The organism is Viridibacillus arvi, assembly GCF_001274945.1.
Taxonomy (GTDB): domain Bacteria; phylum Bacillota; class Bacilli; order Bacillales_A; family Planococcaceae; genus Viridibacillus; species Viridibacillus arvi.
In genome coordinates this window covers 20,464-36,222 of sequence record NZ_LILB01000009.1, presented here as the reverse complement: position 1 = coordinate 36,222, position 15,759 = coordinate 20,464, and the positions used below count along the sequence as shown (strand labels likewise).

Annotated in this window: 16 protein-coding genes; 9 read left to right on the top strand and 7 right to left on the bottom strand. The window is 37.3% G+C overall.

Annotation, left to right across the window (positions count from 1 at the left end):
• Nucleotides 1-74: 74 nt before the first annotated feature.
• Nucleotides 75-1,778 carry an aryl-sulfate sulfotransferase gene (locus AMD00_RS21330; protein WP_053419022.1) on the bottom strand — a complete coding sequence of 568 codons (1,704 nt, stop codon included), beginning with the start codon at nucleotides 1,776-1,778 and terminating at the stop codon, nucleotides 75-77.
• Between the two features lie 467 nt (nucleotides 1,779-2,245).
• On the opposite strand from AMD00_RS21330, the gene AMD00_RS21325 reads away from it, so the two are divergent.
• The 8 genes from AMD00_RS21325 to AMD00_RS21290 all read left to right on the top strand — a co-directional run bounded on the left by AMD00_RS21325 (nucleotide 2,246) and on the right by AMD00_RS21290 (nucleotide 7,977).
• Nucleotides 2,246-2,548, top strand: a complete 303-nt coding sequence (locus tag AMD00_RS21325; RefSeq protein ID WP_053419021.1) for an urease subunit gamma — start codon at nucleotides 2,246-2,248, stop codon at nucleotides 2,546-2,548.
• A 15-nt stretch (nucleotides 2,549-2,563) separates the two neighbouring features.
• Nucleotides 2,564-2,887 carry an urease subunit beta gene (locus AMD00_RS21320; protein WP_053419020.1) on the top strand — a complete coding sequence of 108 codons (324 nt, stop codon included), beginning with the start codon at nucleotides 2,564-2,566 and terminating at the stop codon, nucleotides 2,885-2,887.
• Nucleotides 2,884-4,596, top strand: a complete 1,713-nt coding sequence (gene ureC / locus AMD00_RS21315; protein WP_053419019.1) for an urease subunit alpha — start codon at nucleotides 2,884-2,886, stop codon at nucleotides 4,594-4,596. Before AMD00_RS21320 ends, ureC begins: the two co-directional genes overlap by 4 nt.
• 14 nt (nucleotides 4,597-4,610) lie before the next feature.
• Complete coding sequence (gene ureE / locus AMD00_RS21310; RefSeq protein ID WP_053419018.1) at nucleotides 4,611-5,066, top strand: urease accessory protein UreE; 456 nt, start codon at nucleotides 4,611-4,613, stop codon at nucleotides 5,064-5,066.
• Entirely contained in the window at nucleotides 5,059-5,745 is a 687-nt protein-coding gene (locus AMD00_RS21305) for an urease accessory protein UreF (protein WP_053419017.1), read from the top strand. The genes ureE and AMD00_RS21305 overlap by 8 nt, the downstream gene beginning before the upstream one ends.
• A 35-nt stretch (nucleotides 5,746-5,780) precedes the next feature.
• On the top strand, nucleotides 5,781-6,392 hold the full coding sequence (gene ureG, locus AMD00_RS21300) for an urease accessory protein UreG (RefSeq protein WP_053419016.1): 612 nt from the start codon (nucleotides 5,781-5,783) through the stop codon (nucleotides 6,390-6,392).
• Between the two features lies 1 nt (nucleotide 6,393).
• Complete coding sequence (locus AMD00_RS21295; protein ID WP_053419015.1) at nucleotides 6,394-7,218, top strand: urease accessory protein UreD; 825 nt, start codon at nucleotides 6,394-6,396, stop codon at nucleotides 7,216-7,218.
• Between the two features lie 279 nt (nucleotides 7,219-7,497).
• On the top strand, nucleotides 7,498-7,977 hold the full coding sequence (locus tag AMD00_RS21290) for a hypothetical protein (RefSeq protein WP_053419014.1): 480 nt from the start codon (nucleotides 7,498-7,500) through the stop codon (nucleotides 7,975-7,977).
• A gap of 74 nt (nucleotides 7,978-8,051) precedes the next feature.
• Here the strand turns inward: AMD00_RS21290 and AMD00_RS21285 are convergent, their stop codons facing one another.
• From AMD00_RS21285 to AMD00_RS21260, 6 genes are all read right to left on the bottom strand, one after another.
• Entirely contained in the window at nucleotides 8,052-8,651 is a 600-nt protein-coding gene (locus AMD00_RS21285; protein ID WP_053419013.1) for an ABC transporter ATP-binding protein, read from the bottom strand.
• A complete protein-coding gene (locus AMD00_RS21280; RefSeq protein WP_053419012.1) occupies nucleotides 8,641-9,564 on the bottom strand; it encodes an ABC transporter ATP-binding protein in 924 nt (307 codons plus the stop codon). The genes AMD00_RS21285 and AMD00_RS21280 overlap by 11 nt, the downstream gene beginning before the upstream one ends.
• A gap of 38 nt (nucleotides 9,565-9,602) precedes the next feature.
• Nucleotides 9,603-10,451, bottom strand: a complete 849-nt coding sequence (locus AMD00_RS21275) for an ABC transporter permease (protein WP_053419011.1) — start codon at nucleotides 10,449-10,451, stop codon at nucleotides 9,603-9,605.
• Nucleotides 10,448-11,407 (bottom strand): ABC transporter permease, encoded by a 960-nt coding sequence (locus AMD00_RS21270; protein WP_407701133.1) that lies wholly within the window; start codon nucleotides 11,405-11,407, stop codon nucleotides 10,448-10,450. The genes AMD00_RS21275 and AMD00_RS21270 overlap by 4 nt, the downstream gene beginning before the upstream one ends.
• 44 nt (nucleotides 11,408-11,451) lie before the next feature.
• Nucleotides 11,452-13,074 (bottom strand): ABC transporter substrate-binding protein, encoded by a 1,623-nt coding sequence (locus tag AMD00_RS21265; RefSeq protein ID WP_053419010.1) that lies wholly within the window; start codon nucleotides 13,072-13,074, stop codon nucleotides 11,452-11,454.
• Between the two features lie 497 nt (nucleotides 13,075-13,571).
• Entirely contained in the window at nucleotides 13,572-14,045 is a 474-nt protein-coding gene (locus AMD00_RS21260) for a DinB family protein (RefSeq protein ID WP_053419009.1), read from the bottom strand.
• 327 nt (nucleotides 14,046-14,372) lie between these two features.
• On the opposite strand from AMD00_RS21260, the gene guaD reads away from it, so the two are divergent.
• On the top strand, nucleotides 14,373-15,743 hold the full coding sequence (gene guaD / locus AMD00_RS21255; protein ID WP_053419008.1) for a guanine deaminase: 1,371 nt from the start codon (nucleotides 14,373-14,375) through the stop codon (nucleotides 15,741-15,743).
• The last annotated feature ends 16 nt before the right edge of the window (nucleotides 15,744-15,759 follow it).

Sequence of the window (15,759 nt, the reverse complement as noted above, 5' to 3'; positions counted from 1 at the left end):
TAACCCTCTTTTTTATTCTGTTAACACAAAAAAACTGTGAGAAATGATCTCACAGTTTTTAATAACCCTCTTTTTTATTCTAAGATTTTTTTATACGCTTTTATAAAGAAACCATTCTTATTTAATGAATAATCCCAATTCTTATTATACAAATCTAAACGTTCAGCGCGATATGCTCTGGCCCCTTTTGGGAATCCAGTAACATTGGCTTCCATTGCAACATCACCATTTTCACTTACTTCAAAAATACTACTTCTTGTATCACCGTCTAAAAATCCAAAGTTAATTAGTCGATGCGAAGAATCTTCTAGCCACCTTGTACTTCCTACAATATTGGTGAAGTAAGCTTCTCCAAATTGTTCACCAAATGACCAAACTTCTTCTACAGTTTTATCTTTTTCATTAATACGATATTGTGCTGCGCGACTGTATTTTTTAGAAAGTGCTTTATCTCCACGATTCACAACAACATTGTTATCATAAAGTAAAATATCTATTGTATCAGCATTATTATCCTGACCTGGGATGATTGTCGCTGTATGTTGCCCCGCATTAAATTTCACTTCACCAATCTCTTTTAATACATATTTTTGATAATCGGCTGGCCAATTTTCATCAGCAGCTAAGATCCATTTAATCTTGTTTGTTTTATAATCTAACTTCATCACAGTATCCTGATTACGTCCTGAAATAACAATGCTATCATCGGATTCATCATAAACAACTGAATTTTGGTGGAACCAGTCAGCTTTTCCATCAGATCGTTTATTATTACGGTAATTTTCGTAGAAAGATAATGGTAAGATCTCTTTTAAATCAATCACTTTCTCAATATCTCCAGTTTCACGATTTACTTCAATCATCGTATCTTCTACATATTGTGAATCATCATTTACCGTTAATAGTAAATTACTGTTAGGAAGCTCAATTGCATCGTGATGCACCATTGATGATTCCTTTGTTTCATTTTCCTTTGAAGTTCCCTCTTTTGCAGCATTTGCCTTATTAAAATCATAGACATGATAAAGCTTACCCATATAATCCATTTCGACTAATACAGAATAAGTTCTAGAGCGAATAGATTCTTTTGTTAAAAATAATATATGTCCATTTTTAACTTCTTTAAATATGTGGCTGTTATACTTCGAACTATACCATCGAATATCTCCACTTTCGTCAAAAGCATATGGATACTTGGTGCTTGGTACAACGAAGGTTAATTGGCTTTCACCAATATCTACAGTTTTTTTATTTAGTGTCTTAATATCAACCTTGCCTATGTACGATGGTAATGCCTCCGTTTGAATATGAATAGTACTTGATGTTTCAGCACCATCTTTCGTAGTAGCAGTTATAACCACTTCGTTATTTGTATCACTTAACAAACCTAGCACCGGTATACTATGTACCTTTTCAAATTTCTCAAATTGGTGCGTAATATCAGTTTGTTCTGTTCGTCCTTTTATAGTAATAGATACTTTTGTTGGTTGCTCTGTGTTGAACATGACTAGAGCAGTCAAAGGGGCTATATCGTACGGATTTTGCACGATATAAGGTTTTTTTAACGTGTAATCACCTTTATTAAATGTTTCTAAATATAATTCTTCCTTACCAGCCTGGGCTCTTAGCATTTTATTTTTCATCGTTATTTCAATACCTTTAGCTACTTTACCTTTATAGTCCAATGTTTCTTTATACTTCCCATAACCATAATAGCCTACTGATATAACCAAACCTAATACCACAAATATGCTTATTATACCTATTATTTTTTTCATACAGATACCCCCTCTCTAACGTAATATTTTACGTACTTAATATGTCAGCGATATTTCAATGTAATCTCAGTATGGTTACATCGTTATTGTATTTTGTAATGAAATTAGTATAAATCTACAACTATAAGATTATACAAAGCTCAGATAGAGTCATTTCAATGAGGCTAATATCTCCTAAAACCTATATATATTTCCTTATATTTATATAGGTATGAATGCATATATCTAACCTAAAATCATTTTTAATTGACGATTAACCCTATCAACCTAATTTTTAGTTCCTAAAGCATTGCGTTAAACTTCATCTCAAATTATTTGTATGTTAAAATTCTTTAGAAAGGTTTAATTACTGGGCTTTTGGAGAAAATAAACATATAAAGATTTATTTTATTTTTAAGTTAATCTTCACCTTTCTTTCAAATAAAAACAGTTGTATTATTTGAAATCTATACTAGGAGGTTTGAACTATGCATTTATTGCCGCGCGAAATTGACAAACTTATGATAGTAGTGGCAGCTGACCTTGCAAGGCGTCGGAAGGACAGAGGTCTAAAATTAAATCATCCAGAATCTGTTGCCCTTATTACTTATGAGGTACTAGAAGGAGCTAGGGATGGAAAGACTGTTGCAGAACTAATGGAATACGGTGCTACCATTTTAACTCAAGATGATGTTATGGATGGAGTCCCTGAAATGATCGATGACATTCAAGTTGAAGCAACTTTTCCAGACGGAACTAAATTGGTAACTGTCCACAGTCCAATACGATAAAAGGAGGGGTGCTATATGAGACCAGGAGAATATATTTTAAAAGAAGAAGAGATCCTCTGTAATGAAGGCAGCGAGGTAGTTACTGTTAATGTCATCAATACAGGTGACCGCCCCATTCAAGTCGGATCACACTTCCACTTCTACGAAGTAAATGAAGCACTTCAATTTAATAGAAATGAAGCATACGGCAAGAGATTGAATATTCCTGCTGGAGCGGCTGTTCGCTTCGAACCCGGCGACGAAAAAGAAATACCACTTATTGATTTTGCAGGAGAACGCCGTGTATATGGATTTAATAATAAAGTAGATGGCAAATTAGAAAGCGAGGATGCATCATGAGTTTTAAAATGTCCCGAAAACAATATGCAGAAATGTACGGACCCACTACTGGTGACTCAGTCCGTCTTGCTGATACAGATTTGTTTATTCAAATCGAAAAAGATTACACTTCTTACGGAGAAGAAGTTGTCTTTGGCGGCGGAAAGGTCATTCGAGATGGCATGGGTCAACACCCTCTTGCAACCCGCGCAGAAGGTGTTGCGGATACAGTTATAACAAATGTTATTATTTTAGATTACACAGGTATTTGTAAAGCTGATTTAGCTATCCGTGACGGAAAGATTTTCGGAATAGGTAAGAGTGGTAATCCTCTTGTCATGGATAATGTAGATATTATCATTGGCGCAGCGACAGAAATAATTGCCGGCGAAGGTTTAATTGTTACAGCTGGTGCCATTGATACACACGTTCACTTTATTAATCCCGAACAAGTACAAATTGCGTTAACATCTGGTACAACAACACTAATCGGTGGCGGTACAGGTCCTGCCGCAGGGTCTAAAGCTACTACGGTTACTCCGGGTGAATGGAACATTCATCGTATGTTAGAAGCTGCTGAAGGTCTTCCTATAAACGTTGGATTTACAGGTAAAGGACATGCCGCATCTATTGAACCGTTAACTGAGCAAGTTAGAGCTGGTGTCATTGGCTTAAAAGTTCATGAAGACTGGGGTGCTACTGGTTCATCGCTTGACTACGCACTAAAAGTAGCAGATGAATATGATATTCAAGTTGCACTTCACGCAGATACGTTAAATGAAAGTGGTTTTATGGAAAATACGATGGCTGCTGTAAAAGACAGAGTCCTTCACATGTATCATACAGAAGGCGCTGGCGGTGGTCATGCACCTGATTTAATCAAATCGGCAGGTTATCATAACATTTTGCCATCATCAACGAATCCCACCCTCCCTTATACTATAAATACTATCGACGAACATCTTGATATGGTCATGGTTTGCCATCATTTAAATCCTTCTGTTCCAGAAGACATTGCTTTTGCAGATTCTAGAATCAGAAAAGAAACGATTGCAGCTGAAGATATCCTACACGACATGGGTGTATTTAGTATGGTTAGCTCCGATGCACAGGCGATGGGTCGCGTCGGTGAAGTCGTTCTTCGTACATGGCAAGTTGCCGACAAAATGAAAAAACAAAGAGGACTTCTAGAAGGAGATAGCGAGCACGCTGACAACAACCGTGTAAAACGCTATATCGCCAAATATACGATTAACCCTGCTATTACTCATGGGATATCAAAATATGTAGGTTCTATTGAAGTCGGAAAAATGGCCGATTTAGTACTATGGTCTCCGAAGTTTTTTGGTGTGAAACCGGAAATGGTTCTTAAAAATGGACTTGCTGTTACTGGGCTAATGGGAGATGCAAATGCCTCTATTCCAACTCCACAGCCATATATTTACCGCCCTATGTATGCACAACATGGTAAAGCTTTAGCCAAAAGTTCGGCAACCTTCATTTCCCAAGCAGCATTTGATGACGGCGTTCATGAAAAACTTGGACTTAATAAAATCATTCTTCCAGTTGGCGGCATTCGTACGCTAACTAAAAAAGATATGAAATTAAATTCTGAAACACCCAATATTACAGTGGATCCACAAACATATGAAGTAAAAATAAATGGAGAGTTGCTGACATGTGACCCAGTTGATACGGTACCTATGGCGCAACGCTATTTCTTATTCTGAGGTGAAAAAAAATAATGATAATTGAAGAAATCGTAACAAACTTAGAACAGATGGATCCAAATGACATAAAAAAACGCCATATGGAGAAAGTCTACTTGGAAAGCGCGCATTTAATGAAGCGTATCCAACGTGTTAAAACAGATCATGGCAACGAACTCGGCATTCGCTTAAAAGCACCGCGTGACCTTGTCTCTGGTGATGTCTTGTATATGGACGAGAAAAACATGATCGTAATAGATGTTTTGTCTGACGATCTACTTGTCATCAGTCCTCGAGATATCAAAGAAATGGGAACTATCGCTCACCAACTTGGTAATCGTCATTTACCAGCTCAATTTGAAGAAAATGATATGTTGGTTCAATACGATTATTTAGTAGAAGAGTTACTTCAAGAACTAGGTATTCCTTTTAAAAGAGAAGATCGTAAAGTAAAACAAGCATTCCGTCATATAGGCCATAGTCATGACTAGCAAAATCCTTTCTTTATTCCAGCTATGTGATTCTAATTTCCCTACTGGAGCCTTCAGTCATTCTTTTGGATTGGAGAGTTATATACAAGAAGATAAAGTACATGATCAGGAATCATTTTTCGAGTGGCTTAAAGTATACCTACATGAGCAACTCATTTACTCTGATGGACTTGCTTGTAGACTCGCCTATGAAGCATTAATAGAAGAGGACCTCCAAAAAGTCTGGAAACTTGACCGTCTCTTAACTGTTCAAAACTTACCTAGAGAAACGCGAGAAGGTACTCAAATGATAGGTAAGAGAATGCTACAACTGACAAACACTCTTTATGAAATGCCTGTCCTTTCGCTTTACAAAGAAGAAATTAAAAATAAAAATTCGTTTGGTCACCCTGCCATCGTCTTTTCAATGGTGGCTCATGGACTTGAAGTATCAAAATCAGAAGCGATTCAGTACTATTTGTACTCTGCTATCTCTAGTCAAGTTCAAAATGCGGTACGAGCTATACCACTTGGGCAAACAGCAGGACAAACTATTTCTCATAAGTTTATACCTGAAATAACTAGTGCAGTTGATCATATCATGCAATTAACGGAAGAGGATTTCGGGATTGTTTCTCCAGGAATAGAGCTTTCTCAAATGAATCACGAACGTGTCAACATTCGTATTTTCATGTCATAAAGGTTTAATAACGAATAATAAAAGGAAGTGTTTTAATGGAACCAATTAAAATTGGCGTTGGTGGACCTGTTGGTGCAGGTAAAACAATGCTTGTAGAAAAATTAACACGCCATCTTGAAAATGAAATTAAAATGGCAGTAGTTACAAATGATATTTATACAAAAGAAGATGCAAAATTTTTAATCCAAAACGGTGTTCTTCCTGAAGATCGTATTATCGGAGTAGAAACAGGCGGCTGCCCTCACACTGCTATTCGCGAAGATGCTTCTATGAACTTCGCAGCCATTGATGAATTAGTAGAACGCCATCCAGATGTTGAACTTATTTTTGTCGAAAGCGGTGGCGACAATCTAGCTGCTACTTTTAGTCCTGAACTAGTTGACTTTTCTATTTATATTATTGACGTTGCACAAGGAGAGAAAATCCCTCGTAAAGGTGGACAAGGTATGATTAAATCTGATCTGTTCATCATTAATAAAACGGATCTTGCTCCACATGTTGGTGCTAGCCTTGAAGTAATGGCGAAAGATACAAAAGTATTCCGCGGTGACAAACCTTTCGTTTTCACTAACCTAAAAAACGATGAGGGTCTTCCTGAAGTAATTGACTGGATTAAGAAACATGCTTTCTTAAAAGGTTTAGATTAATATGACAGACTGGACTGGCGTTTTATCTCTAGACCTGGAAGAGAGAAAAGGGAAAACTGTCGCAAAGAATGTATATTTCCAAGGTGCACTTAAAGTTATGCGACCGATTTACCACGATAATTCAGGACAAGTTTGCTATTACCTTTTAAATCCCGGCGGTGGTTATTTAGATGGTGATCGATACAAGATGGAGATATCAGCCAACGAAGGTGCAATGGTTACACTAACAACACAATCTGCAACAAAAGTATATAAAACACCGAAAAGCCTTGCTTATCAGGAAACAACTATTTCATTAAAAAAAGGAAGCTACTTAGAATACCTGCCAGATCCATTGATTGCATATGAAAATGCTCGTTATAAGCAGAAGAATGTGATTCATATGGAAAATGGTGCATCATTTCTCTATACAGATATTCTTACCCCTGGATGGTCTCCGAGCGGTGGGAAATTCAGCTATGATACCGTTCAATTAGTTACTGAAATTTATTTAGATGGGAATCTTGGCATGTTTGATCATATTAAGTTAACTCCAAACAATCAAAACCTATCTGGGCTTGGTTTTATGGAAGGATATACTCACTTAGGCTCTATGGTTGCAGTCAGTGAAAAAACGGATAATGCCCTTCTCGATGAACTTTATGAAACAATTCAAATGGAGGATGCCGATTTTAAAATCGGGATTTCTAGACTAGCTATACCCGGCTTTAGCATTAGAATTTTAGCGAATTCAACCCAGCTAATTGAACGAATCTTTAATAACTGCCATAAGATTATAAGTGAAAAGTGGACTAATCATACTCCTAGTTCTTTACGGAAGTACTGACAAAATTGGCGTAATTTATTCCTTTTAAAAGACATGATAGATTAATTTCATATTCATCAATAAGATATCTATCAAAGCTTCACAACTTACAGTGTCTGATTGTGCAGATAAAACAGGGTTCTCCTAACCTGTACACTTTTCAACAACAGTCTCAATTAAAGCCTATATAATAAAACGAATAGATTACTTAGATAATCGCACTCGCTCTGAAAGTACGGAATATCAAAAGTAATCTAGAGAAAAAATAAAAATAGAAACTTACGTGAGAGGGGATTACTTATGCCTGAAAATAAGAATACAAAACCTGAACTTGAAAATTTTGAAGTTGAAACTGTGTTTGAGGACCGTGTCCACGAACGGCATGCATTCACTTTCAAAGTTCAAGGGGATGAATTTAAAGGACATTTTCATGAAGGTAAGATCCACTGGCTCCACCCTCATCCAAAGCAAATGATTGGTGAAAATAAAATAGAAATCATTGAAGGAACCATACTCTCATTAATGAGTCAATATGGTGTTTATAAAGAAATTAAAGACCTTGAAATAAAACCCGCATTTGAGGACCGTATACATGAACGACAACAATTTTCGTTGCAAGTGCAGGGAGAAGAGTTCAAAGGCTTTGTACACGAAGGTGAAATTCAATGGTTTCATCCTCAGCCTATGCATAAGCTGGAAGATGACCTCGTTCAGGCAATTGAATCAGAAATCCATGAAAAAGTGGCAGAACAAGAAGATGCTATTGAAGAAAACAATTAGTTATAAATGATGTTAACTATAAATGATGCCATCAAAAAAGGAGGTCTCCAATAAAGAGGCCTCCTTTTCTATTATCATTTATTGAAATCAATTACACGATGACAAAGTCTTCGCATTAGGTTAGATTCATGTGTAACAACAATTATACCCATCTCTCTCTTTTTAGCAATTTCAATTACAGCATGCCAAATCTGAGCTTGTGTATTTGCATCTAACATTGTTGTCATTTCATCTGCAATGAGGTAACGAGTATTTGGTCCCAGTGCTCTAGCAACGCAAAACCTTTGCAACTCTCCTCCAGATAGTTCATGTGGCCAGCGTGTTAACCACTCGCGCTCAATCCCTAGTAGATCTAACAACTCTTTATCAGGTTGATATCCTTCATTAAGAATTTTATGCATTTTCCACCGTGGATTAATCGCTTTTTCTGGATGTTGAAGGACCATTTGAACAGGATGGTATCCATTATTCGGTAATGGAGCCCCATTAAAATGCACAGCGCCTTCAATAGGTGCTTCAAAACCCGCTAATATGCGGCAAAGAGTAGTTTTACCTCGTCCACTTGGTCCGGTGATACCAACAATCTCCCCCGGTTCTAATGTTAAATTAACTCCTTGAAAAAGCCATGGTCCATCACCGTATCTAAACCCTATGTCCTTTGCTTCAAGTTGCATGAATACACCTCACCATTCCATCACGAAGTTCTCTCATTTTAGGTGGTGCTTGTCGACATTCAGCTGTTGCCATTTCACAACGTGGCTCAAACAAACAACCCGGTGGCAATGAACTAGGATGCGGTTGCGAGCCAGGAATTGGTCTAAATTCATTTTGAGGTAACGCTCTCCACAACGCCTTAGTATAGGGATGACGTATTGCCTCCCCATTACCTACAAAATCCTCTACAGGTGCTATCTCTACCGTAGTCCCTGCATAAAACACAGCAATTTTATCTGCAATTTGAAGAGCTGATTCAATATCATGTGTGATCAACATGACAGCACAACCGTTATCCGCAAATTCTCTAAAGTTATCTAATGCTTCTTTTATAACTACAGGATCTAGTCCTGGAGTTGGTTCATCTGCAATAATTACCTTTGCATCACTTACCATAGCCGTTGATAAAAGCGTTCTCCTTGCCATCCCACCTGAAAGTTGAAACGGATACATATCTTCAACTTCTTTTCCAAGACGATAACGTTCAAAAACTTTCCGTTGGGCAGATACTGCATCCCCATTTTTAACGGAAGTACGCACCTGATTTCCAACACGCATAAGGGGATCTAAAAAATTTACTGATTGTGGAACAAGAGCGATCTCTTTCCCCCTTAAAGCAGTTTGGCGAATAGGTGTTAGTTCCTTACCTTCATATTTAATGATGCCACTAACATTTGCATTGCTCGGAAGGATTCCAAGAATGGCATGTGCAAGTAAACTTTTCCCCGACCCACTCGCACCTACAACTGCTAAAATTTTGCCTGCTTCAAGAGTTACATTTAAACTTGAAATCACCTTATGATTTATCTCTTTAAATCCATCTGTATATTGTTTAAAAGATACTGATAAATTTTCTACTTCAAGAATAGACATTTGTTAACTCCTCTTAATATTAAACGTAGTATTTATGATTAATCATGCGTCCGAGTCATGAGCACTCTAAGATTTTCTCCAATTTGATCAAATGTTCTCACGACAATTAACAGGCAAAGCCCTGGGAAGAAGGCAAGCCACCACATACCTGAAGATAAGTACTTCATCGATTCTGATAAGATAATTCCTATCGCTGGCTCATGTGGCGATAATCCTAAACCTAAAAATGTAACTGCAGCCTCATGTAAAATAACATGAGGGAAAAGTAACATAAAGCCAATTAGGAGTTGCGGAGCAATATGCGGAAGGATATGATGCAATGCAATCCACCACCTTGATTTTCCCATCTTCTGTGAAACTTGAACAAATTCTGCGGAACGAACTTGCATAACCTCTGCCCGAATGACTCGTGCAAGACTCGGCCAATGAGTTAAGGTTAAGCCAATGACAATTCCTTTAAATCCTCCGCCTAATGTAAATGCAATAAGGATTAGGGTTACAAGATGTGGGACACTTAGAAATAAATCAATGATCCATGAAATAAGACGATCTGCCATTTTCCCCATTGTTGCTGCCGCCATACCAAGGAATAGAGCAATCAAAGTACTTCCAATTGCTCCAATCAAGCCAACTCCTATACTTAAAGAAAGTCCCATTACCGTTCGCGTAAACATATCTCTCCCTAACCAATCTGTACCAAAAAGATGCTTTAGAGAAGGGGCAGAATTACGTTCATTCAAATTTGTTACAATTCTCCCCTCATCAAGTAAAACACCACCTAATATAACAATGGCTAAAAAGACAATTGAAATTAGGATTTTAAATAACGTCCGTTGTTTTAGATTCAGTGGAGATCTCTTATTCGCATTTTTCAGGCTTGGAATCATAACTTCCTCACCTCTCTCATTCTCGGATCTAATAAGTGATAACTCAAATCAGCAAGTAAATTCCCTACAAAAACAAATATTGTACTAAATATAACTAATCCTAATAAAAGAGGAACATCCCCTCTAAGTCCTGCCTCTACCGTAGCTTGTCCTAAGCCAGGATAAGAAAACACTTGCTCTGCCAATACTGCTCCACCAAATAATTCACTAAAGGCCGCAAATTGTAAGGTAATTGCAGGCAAAGCAACATTGCGTAATCCATGTCTCCAAAACAAGACAAAACCTTGCTCGCCCCTAGCTCTTGCGAATAATACATAGTCACTAGCAAGAACATCTATTAGCTTCTGGCGAGTATGAAGCGCTACATTAGCAACACCTAATATACTAATTGTCAGTACTGGTAGAATTAGATGCTGGATTCGATCGACCATGGTAACATTTTCTGAAAGCACCCCGGCTGGCACACCCATTCCAACTGGAAACCAACCTAGCCATACTGCAAAAACAATAAGAATGAGAAGTCCCATCCAGAAAGTAGGAGTCGAAGCTAGCGTGAAACAGTACCACTTAATCATCCTGTCAATCCAAGTCCCTTTTTTCATAGCTGCTACAACACCCATGATAAAGCCGATAACACCTGATAACAGCCAAGCTGCTATCATAAGAACGAGGGAATTTAAAAATCGTTCACCAATAATTTCACTTACAGGTCTTCTAAAAATCATCGAAGTGCCTAAATCACCTTTTAGTACAGCAGAACCCCAACTTAAAAATTGCACCATAACTGGTTGATCTAACCCCCAGTACTCAGCAATCTTCTCTCGTTGCTCAGGACCCACTTTCAACATATCAGCACCAATGTAGGCTTGAATTGGATCTATCGGAGAGTTTTTCACTAATAAAAAGGAAATAAAACAAATGGCTACCAATAATGTAGCCATTCGTACACCTTTCATCAATATAAATAACCCAAGCTTTCTACCTTTGGATTTATACACGGTTATTTCGTCCATTTCCAATCAACGATGTTATCTGTAGCTGGCCACCCATGACCATGAACATGGATTCTTTGATCTCCGATATCAAGTCCATCTTTAACCAAATACAAATGATTAATATTTACTAACCACGCCCAAGGAGCATCACCTTTTGCACTTAGACCAGTTGTACCATCCCATTGTGCTTTTTTCCAAAACTCAATTGCTTCTTTTTCACTTTTTGAGCTAAGGGCTTTTTCAAAATATTCATCTACCGTTTTATTTTGATAATAACCTGTATTGTAATACTCTATTCCAGCAGACTCACTACTATAAATATTGTACATTTCGTGTGGATCATGACTGCCCCATCCCATTAGAACAGGATTCGAATACATTTTCTTAGCAATCATATCCCAACTTCCGCCTTCTAATTTGATATTAATTCCTAATGGTTTCATCATATCCGCCACAGAAATGGCAAGTGATTGTCTAATTGCATCATTCGCTAAGTAATAAAGTGTAAACTCAGCTTTTAAAGAACCCTTCTCAAGAATTCCATCTCCATCTGTATCTTTCCATCCGGCATCACTCAACAACTTCTTGGCACTATCCATATCAGCATCTTTAATTACTGTTTCAGAATTCCACCAAGGAAGGCCATCTACTGATGTATATGCTGGTGTACCATGACCTTCTAACACTCCGTCTACAAGCGCTTGTCGATCTACTCCAATATTAATCGCATGACGAATAGCTGGATCTGCTGTTACATCATTTCCAATCGGTAAACCAGCTTCATTTACCTCACCTGATTTTACAAACGGGAATACGATGCCTCGATTATCTACTGTTTGTATTGTTTCTAGCCTCATACCTTTTACTTTTTGCTTACTAAACGCTGCAGGTATATACGCTAGATCTACAGTTCCTGCTTGTGCAGCAGCAAATGCAGCATCTTCATTTAAAAATAAAAACGTTATTTGTTTAAAATTCGGCTTTTTATCGTAGTATTCCGGGTTAGCTTTTACAATAACTTGCTGCCCCTTATCCCATTGTACAAGCTGAAAAGGACCTGATCCTATTGGATTTTCAGCATAGTCTTTACCGTATGCATGTTTTGGTACAATTCCTGTAGCAACCAAAGAGTTTACAAACGTTGATTGCGGTTCTTTTAATGTGAATTTCACTGTATAATCATCAACTGCTTCAACTTTAGCCATTCCATTAAGGTCAACAACTGATCCATTGTTAATAGCTGTTTCAAATGTAAAGACAACATCTGCCGCAGTTAGTGGCTCGCCATCTGAGAACTTCACATCTTCACGCATTTTCACCGTCCAAACCTTACCATCTTCACTAACTTTATAACTTGTTGCCAGATCATTCACAATCTTAAGTTTGTCATCTCTTTTTAAAAGCGTACTTTGGAACAGCGGTGAACCATAGCGTCCCCATCCAGTCGTTGGATCAAAGCCAGCTTCTGGCTCAGAGTCAAACGCCAACACAAGCTCGTCCTTTTTCTCCCCATTAGCTGCTTTACTTTCTTCACCTGAAGGTTTGGATTTAAATAAATTACAACCGCCCAACATAAAAGAAGACATAAAAACAGCTAAAACTAACACACTAAATAATTTCTTTTTCATTTAACTCACCTCATAATAAAAAAATTCCTCTCAAAAAAACCCCTCACCCATTTGTAAGTTAAGGGATAAATTGACAGGTAAAAGCATTAACCATTTTATAGGTATAAACCACCCCATGACCAACACAAAAAAAAACTCTATTCTATTAATTACGTTGCATATAACAAAGATGTCCATAATATCTATCTGACAGGTGTTGTTACAGGAGGTATTGCAATTTGTGCCTACTTAAAAGGTAGACCATTTCATAGGATGAAGATTGCGGAAGAGTTTGATCGGTGTATTAACTATAAAATAAGTATAAAACAAGATAAAGTGCACATGGAATAAGAAACCATACTTATCTATCCTATTTTAATAGTTAAACTATTAGTAATGCAACTTTAATGGCTACTGAAAGGTGATTTTTTACAATTCCATTTTCAAAAATATCATATTCATAAAAGTACAATAAAAGCCCACCAAAATAGGTGAGCTTTTGCATCAAAAAATTGATTTTATGCTTGCATTTCTTTTGTTGGTCCCATTACACCTGGCACTGTTAATCCCGCTTGACGTAATAGTACTGTCATTTGACCAAGGTGATGTGTTTGATGGTCAATTACTGCACGTAATAGTTTACCGCGTGCAATCGGTCCCTTGAAACCATTAACTTCTTCAAGTAATGCTTCATCTGTTAATTTTGCTGCTTCTACTTTATAAGCCTCTATTACTTGCTCGTAAGCATCAACTATTTCAGTTACTTCTGTAGGTGCTTCTTGATTACGTCCAGGTCCTGGTATCTGAAGTCCTGCAAAATGCCCAAATGCTGCTCCAGCACCAACTAAATGCCAAGCCAACCATCCAAGTGTACTATGCCCTTCTACAATACTTTGCCCAAGCTTGTCATTCGTCAACTCTTTAAATACACTCAACGTGCTTGCTGAAGAGGCAGTCCAATCTTCTAGAAAATCTTCTACTTTACGATACATCTTCTTCACTCCTATCCTAAACTATGTTCTACGAGTTTATCATATCGAAATAAGAGTCGGATATGCAATTTTAAGGATTTAAGAGATGCCCTTTTTTGTTTATATTTGTATTACTAAGCTAAATAAGTTTTATTAGCTCACGAATATTATGAGCGGGAATTTTAAATCCATTTACAAAAAAGTATCTATTATCTAATACAGAGTAATTCATCATCTAGATTTAATAGATTCACTTATTAATATATTCGCTTTTTTATAGACTTAGCATTCTAAATACCCTATAATAATCGTTATAATTAACAAAATACGAACATTAAGGTGATTTTTATGACTGAATATACGCAAATTTTCAAAGGGACTGCTTTTTCTAGCACGTCACCAAAAGAAGTACAAACTTTAAAAGACTATCTATTTTTCATTAACGCTGACGGCACGATTGAAAAAGTCGTTGCACCAGAACATATCGATTATCAAACTTTACTAGATACATATCAAGATAACGAAAACTTTCATCAATTAGCTGACGGTCAGTATTTCTTACCTGGATTTATCGATCTACACGTTCATGCACCGCAATGGGCTCAATCTGGAACTGCATTAGACATTCCTCTATATGACTGGTTGAACAAATATACCTTCCCAATCGAATCTAAGTTTTCGGATTTAGATTTTGCAAAAGAGGTTTATGAAGATTTAGTCAGTACCCTGCTTGCTAATGGCACAACTACATCACTATACTTTGCAACTGTTCATAAAGAAGCGAGCCTATTACTAGCTGAAATTTGTGCTAAAAAAGGTCAACGCGGTCTAGTTGGTAAAGTTGTCATGGATGATCCTGAACAAAATCCCGATTTTTATCGTGACGCAGATACACAAACAGCTTTAGCAGACACAGAAGAATTTATCTTAGCTGTTAAAGAGTTAGCAAAATCAACAAAACAAGGTGTTTACCCTGTTGTGACACCACGCTTTATACCAAGCTGTACAGATGGCGCTTTAAAAGGTTTAGGCGAATTAGCCGCTAAGTACGATACGCATGTTCAATCCCACTGCAGTGAAAGTGATTGGGAACATGGTTATGTACAAGACCGCTTCAAGAAGAATGATGCCTTTGCCTTACATGATTTCGGTCTATTAGGCGATAAATCCGTAATGGCACATAGTAATTTCTTAAATGATGCAGATGCAGAGTTATTTGCTGAGACAGGAACTGCCGTAGGTCATTGTCCAATCTCCAATGCTTATTTCGCTAACAGCGTCATTCCAATCGCTCACTTACATTCAAAAGGTGTTGATATCGGTTTAGGTTCTGATGTTTCTGGAGGTTTTTCACCAAGTCTATTCGATAACGCTAGACAAGCTGTCATGTCATCTAGAATGTTAGAAGATGGTGTCAATACGGCGCTTGCAGCTGAAAAGCGCGGTGTACCAAATTCACGTATCACGATTAATGAAGCATTCTATTTAGCAACTGCTGGTGGTGGAGAAAGTTTAAGCTTACCTATCGGTCGCTTAGAAGAAAATTATACTTGGGATGCACAAATCATCGATACAAAAATAGCATCTGCAAAACTACCGATTTTTGATAAGAATGAAGATTTAAACGATATCTTCCAAAAGATTATGTATCTTGTTCGACCAGAAAACATTAGTGAGGTCTGGGTTCAAGGAAACAAAGTTCACGAAAGAACAAAGTAATCTGAAAAATAATTAA

Excerpts from the sequence above, each read along its gene's own strand:
- AMD00_RS21285 (WP_053419013.1), bottom strand. The coding sequence starts at position 8,651 with ATGCAACTTGAAGCAAAGGACATAGGGTTTAGATACGGTGATGGACCA.
- AMD00_RS21275 (WP_053419011.1), bottom strand. The coding sequence starts at position 10,451 with ATGATTCCAAGCCTGAAAAATGCGAATAAGAGATCTCCACTGAATCTA.
- AMD00_RS21320 (WP_053419020.1), top strand. The coding sequence starts at position 2,564 with ATGAGACCAGGAGAATATATTTTAAAAGAAGAAGAGATCCTCTGTAAT.
- AMD00_RS21265 (WP_053419010.1), bottom strand. The coding sequence starts at position 13,074 with ATGAAAAAGAAATTATTTAGTGTGTTAGTTTTAGCTGTTTTTATGTCT.
- ureG (WP_053419016.1), top strand. The coding sequence starts at position 5,781 with ATGGAACCAATTAAAATTGGCGTTGGTGGACCTGTTGGTGCAGGTAAA.
- ureC (WP_053419019.1), top strand. The coding sequence starts at position 2,884 with ATGAGTTTTAAAATGTCCCGAAAACAATATGCAGAAATGTACGGACCC.
- AMD00_RS21270 (WP_407701133.1), bottom strand. The coding sequence starts at position 11,407 with ATGAAAGGTGTACGAATGGCTACATTATTGGTAGCCATTTGTTTTATT.
- ureE (WP_053419018.1), top strand. The coding sequence starts at position 4,611 with ATGATAATTGAAGAAATCGTAACAAACTTAGAACAGATGGATCCAAAT.
- AMD00_RS21290 (WP_053419014.1), top strand. The coding sequence starts at position 7,498 with ATGCCTGAAAATAAGAATACAAAACCTGAACTTGAAAATTTTGAAGTT.
- AMD00_RS21305 (WP_053419017.1), top strand. The coding sequence starts at position 5,059 with ATGACTAGCAAAATCCTTTCTTTATTCCAGCTATGTGATTCTAATTTC.
- guaD (WP_053419008.1), top strand. The coding sequence starts at position 14,373 with ATGACTGAATATACGCAAATTTTCAAAGGGACTGCTTTTTCTAGCACG.
- AMD00_RS21295 (WP_053419015.1), top strand. The coding sequence starts at position 6,394 with ATGACAGACTGGACTGGCGTTTTATCTCTAGACCTGGAAGAGAGAAAA.
- AMD00_RS21280 (WP_053419012.1), bottom strand. The coding sequence starts at position 9,564 with ATGTCTATTCTTGAAGTAGAAAATTTATCAGTATCTTTTAAACAATAT.
- AMD00_RS21330 (WP_053419022.1), bottom strand. The coding sequence starts at position 1,778 with ATGAAAAAAATAATAGGTATAATAAGCATATTTGTGGTATTAGGTTTG.
- AMD00_RS21325 (WP_053419021.1), top strand. The coding sequence starts at position 2,246 with ATGCATTTATTGCCGCGCGAAATTGACAAACTTATGATAGTAGTGGCA.
- AMD00_RS21260 (WP_053419009.1), bottom strand. The coding sequence starts at position 14,045 with ATGTATCGTAAAGTAGAAGATTTTCTAGAAGATTGGACTGCCTCTTCA.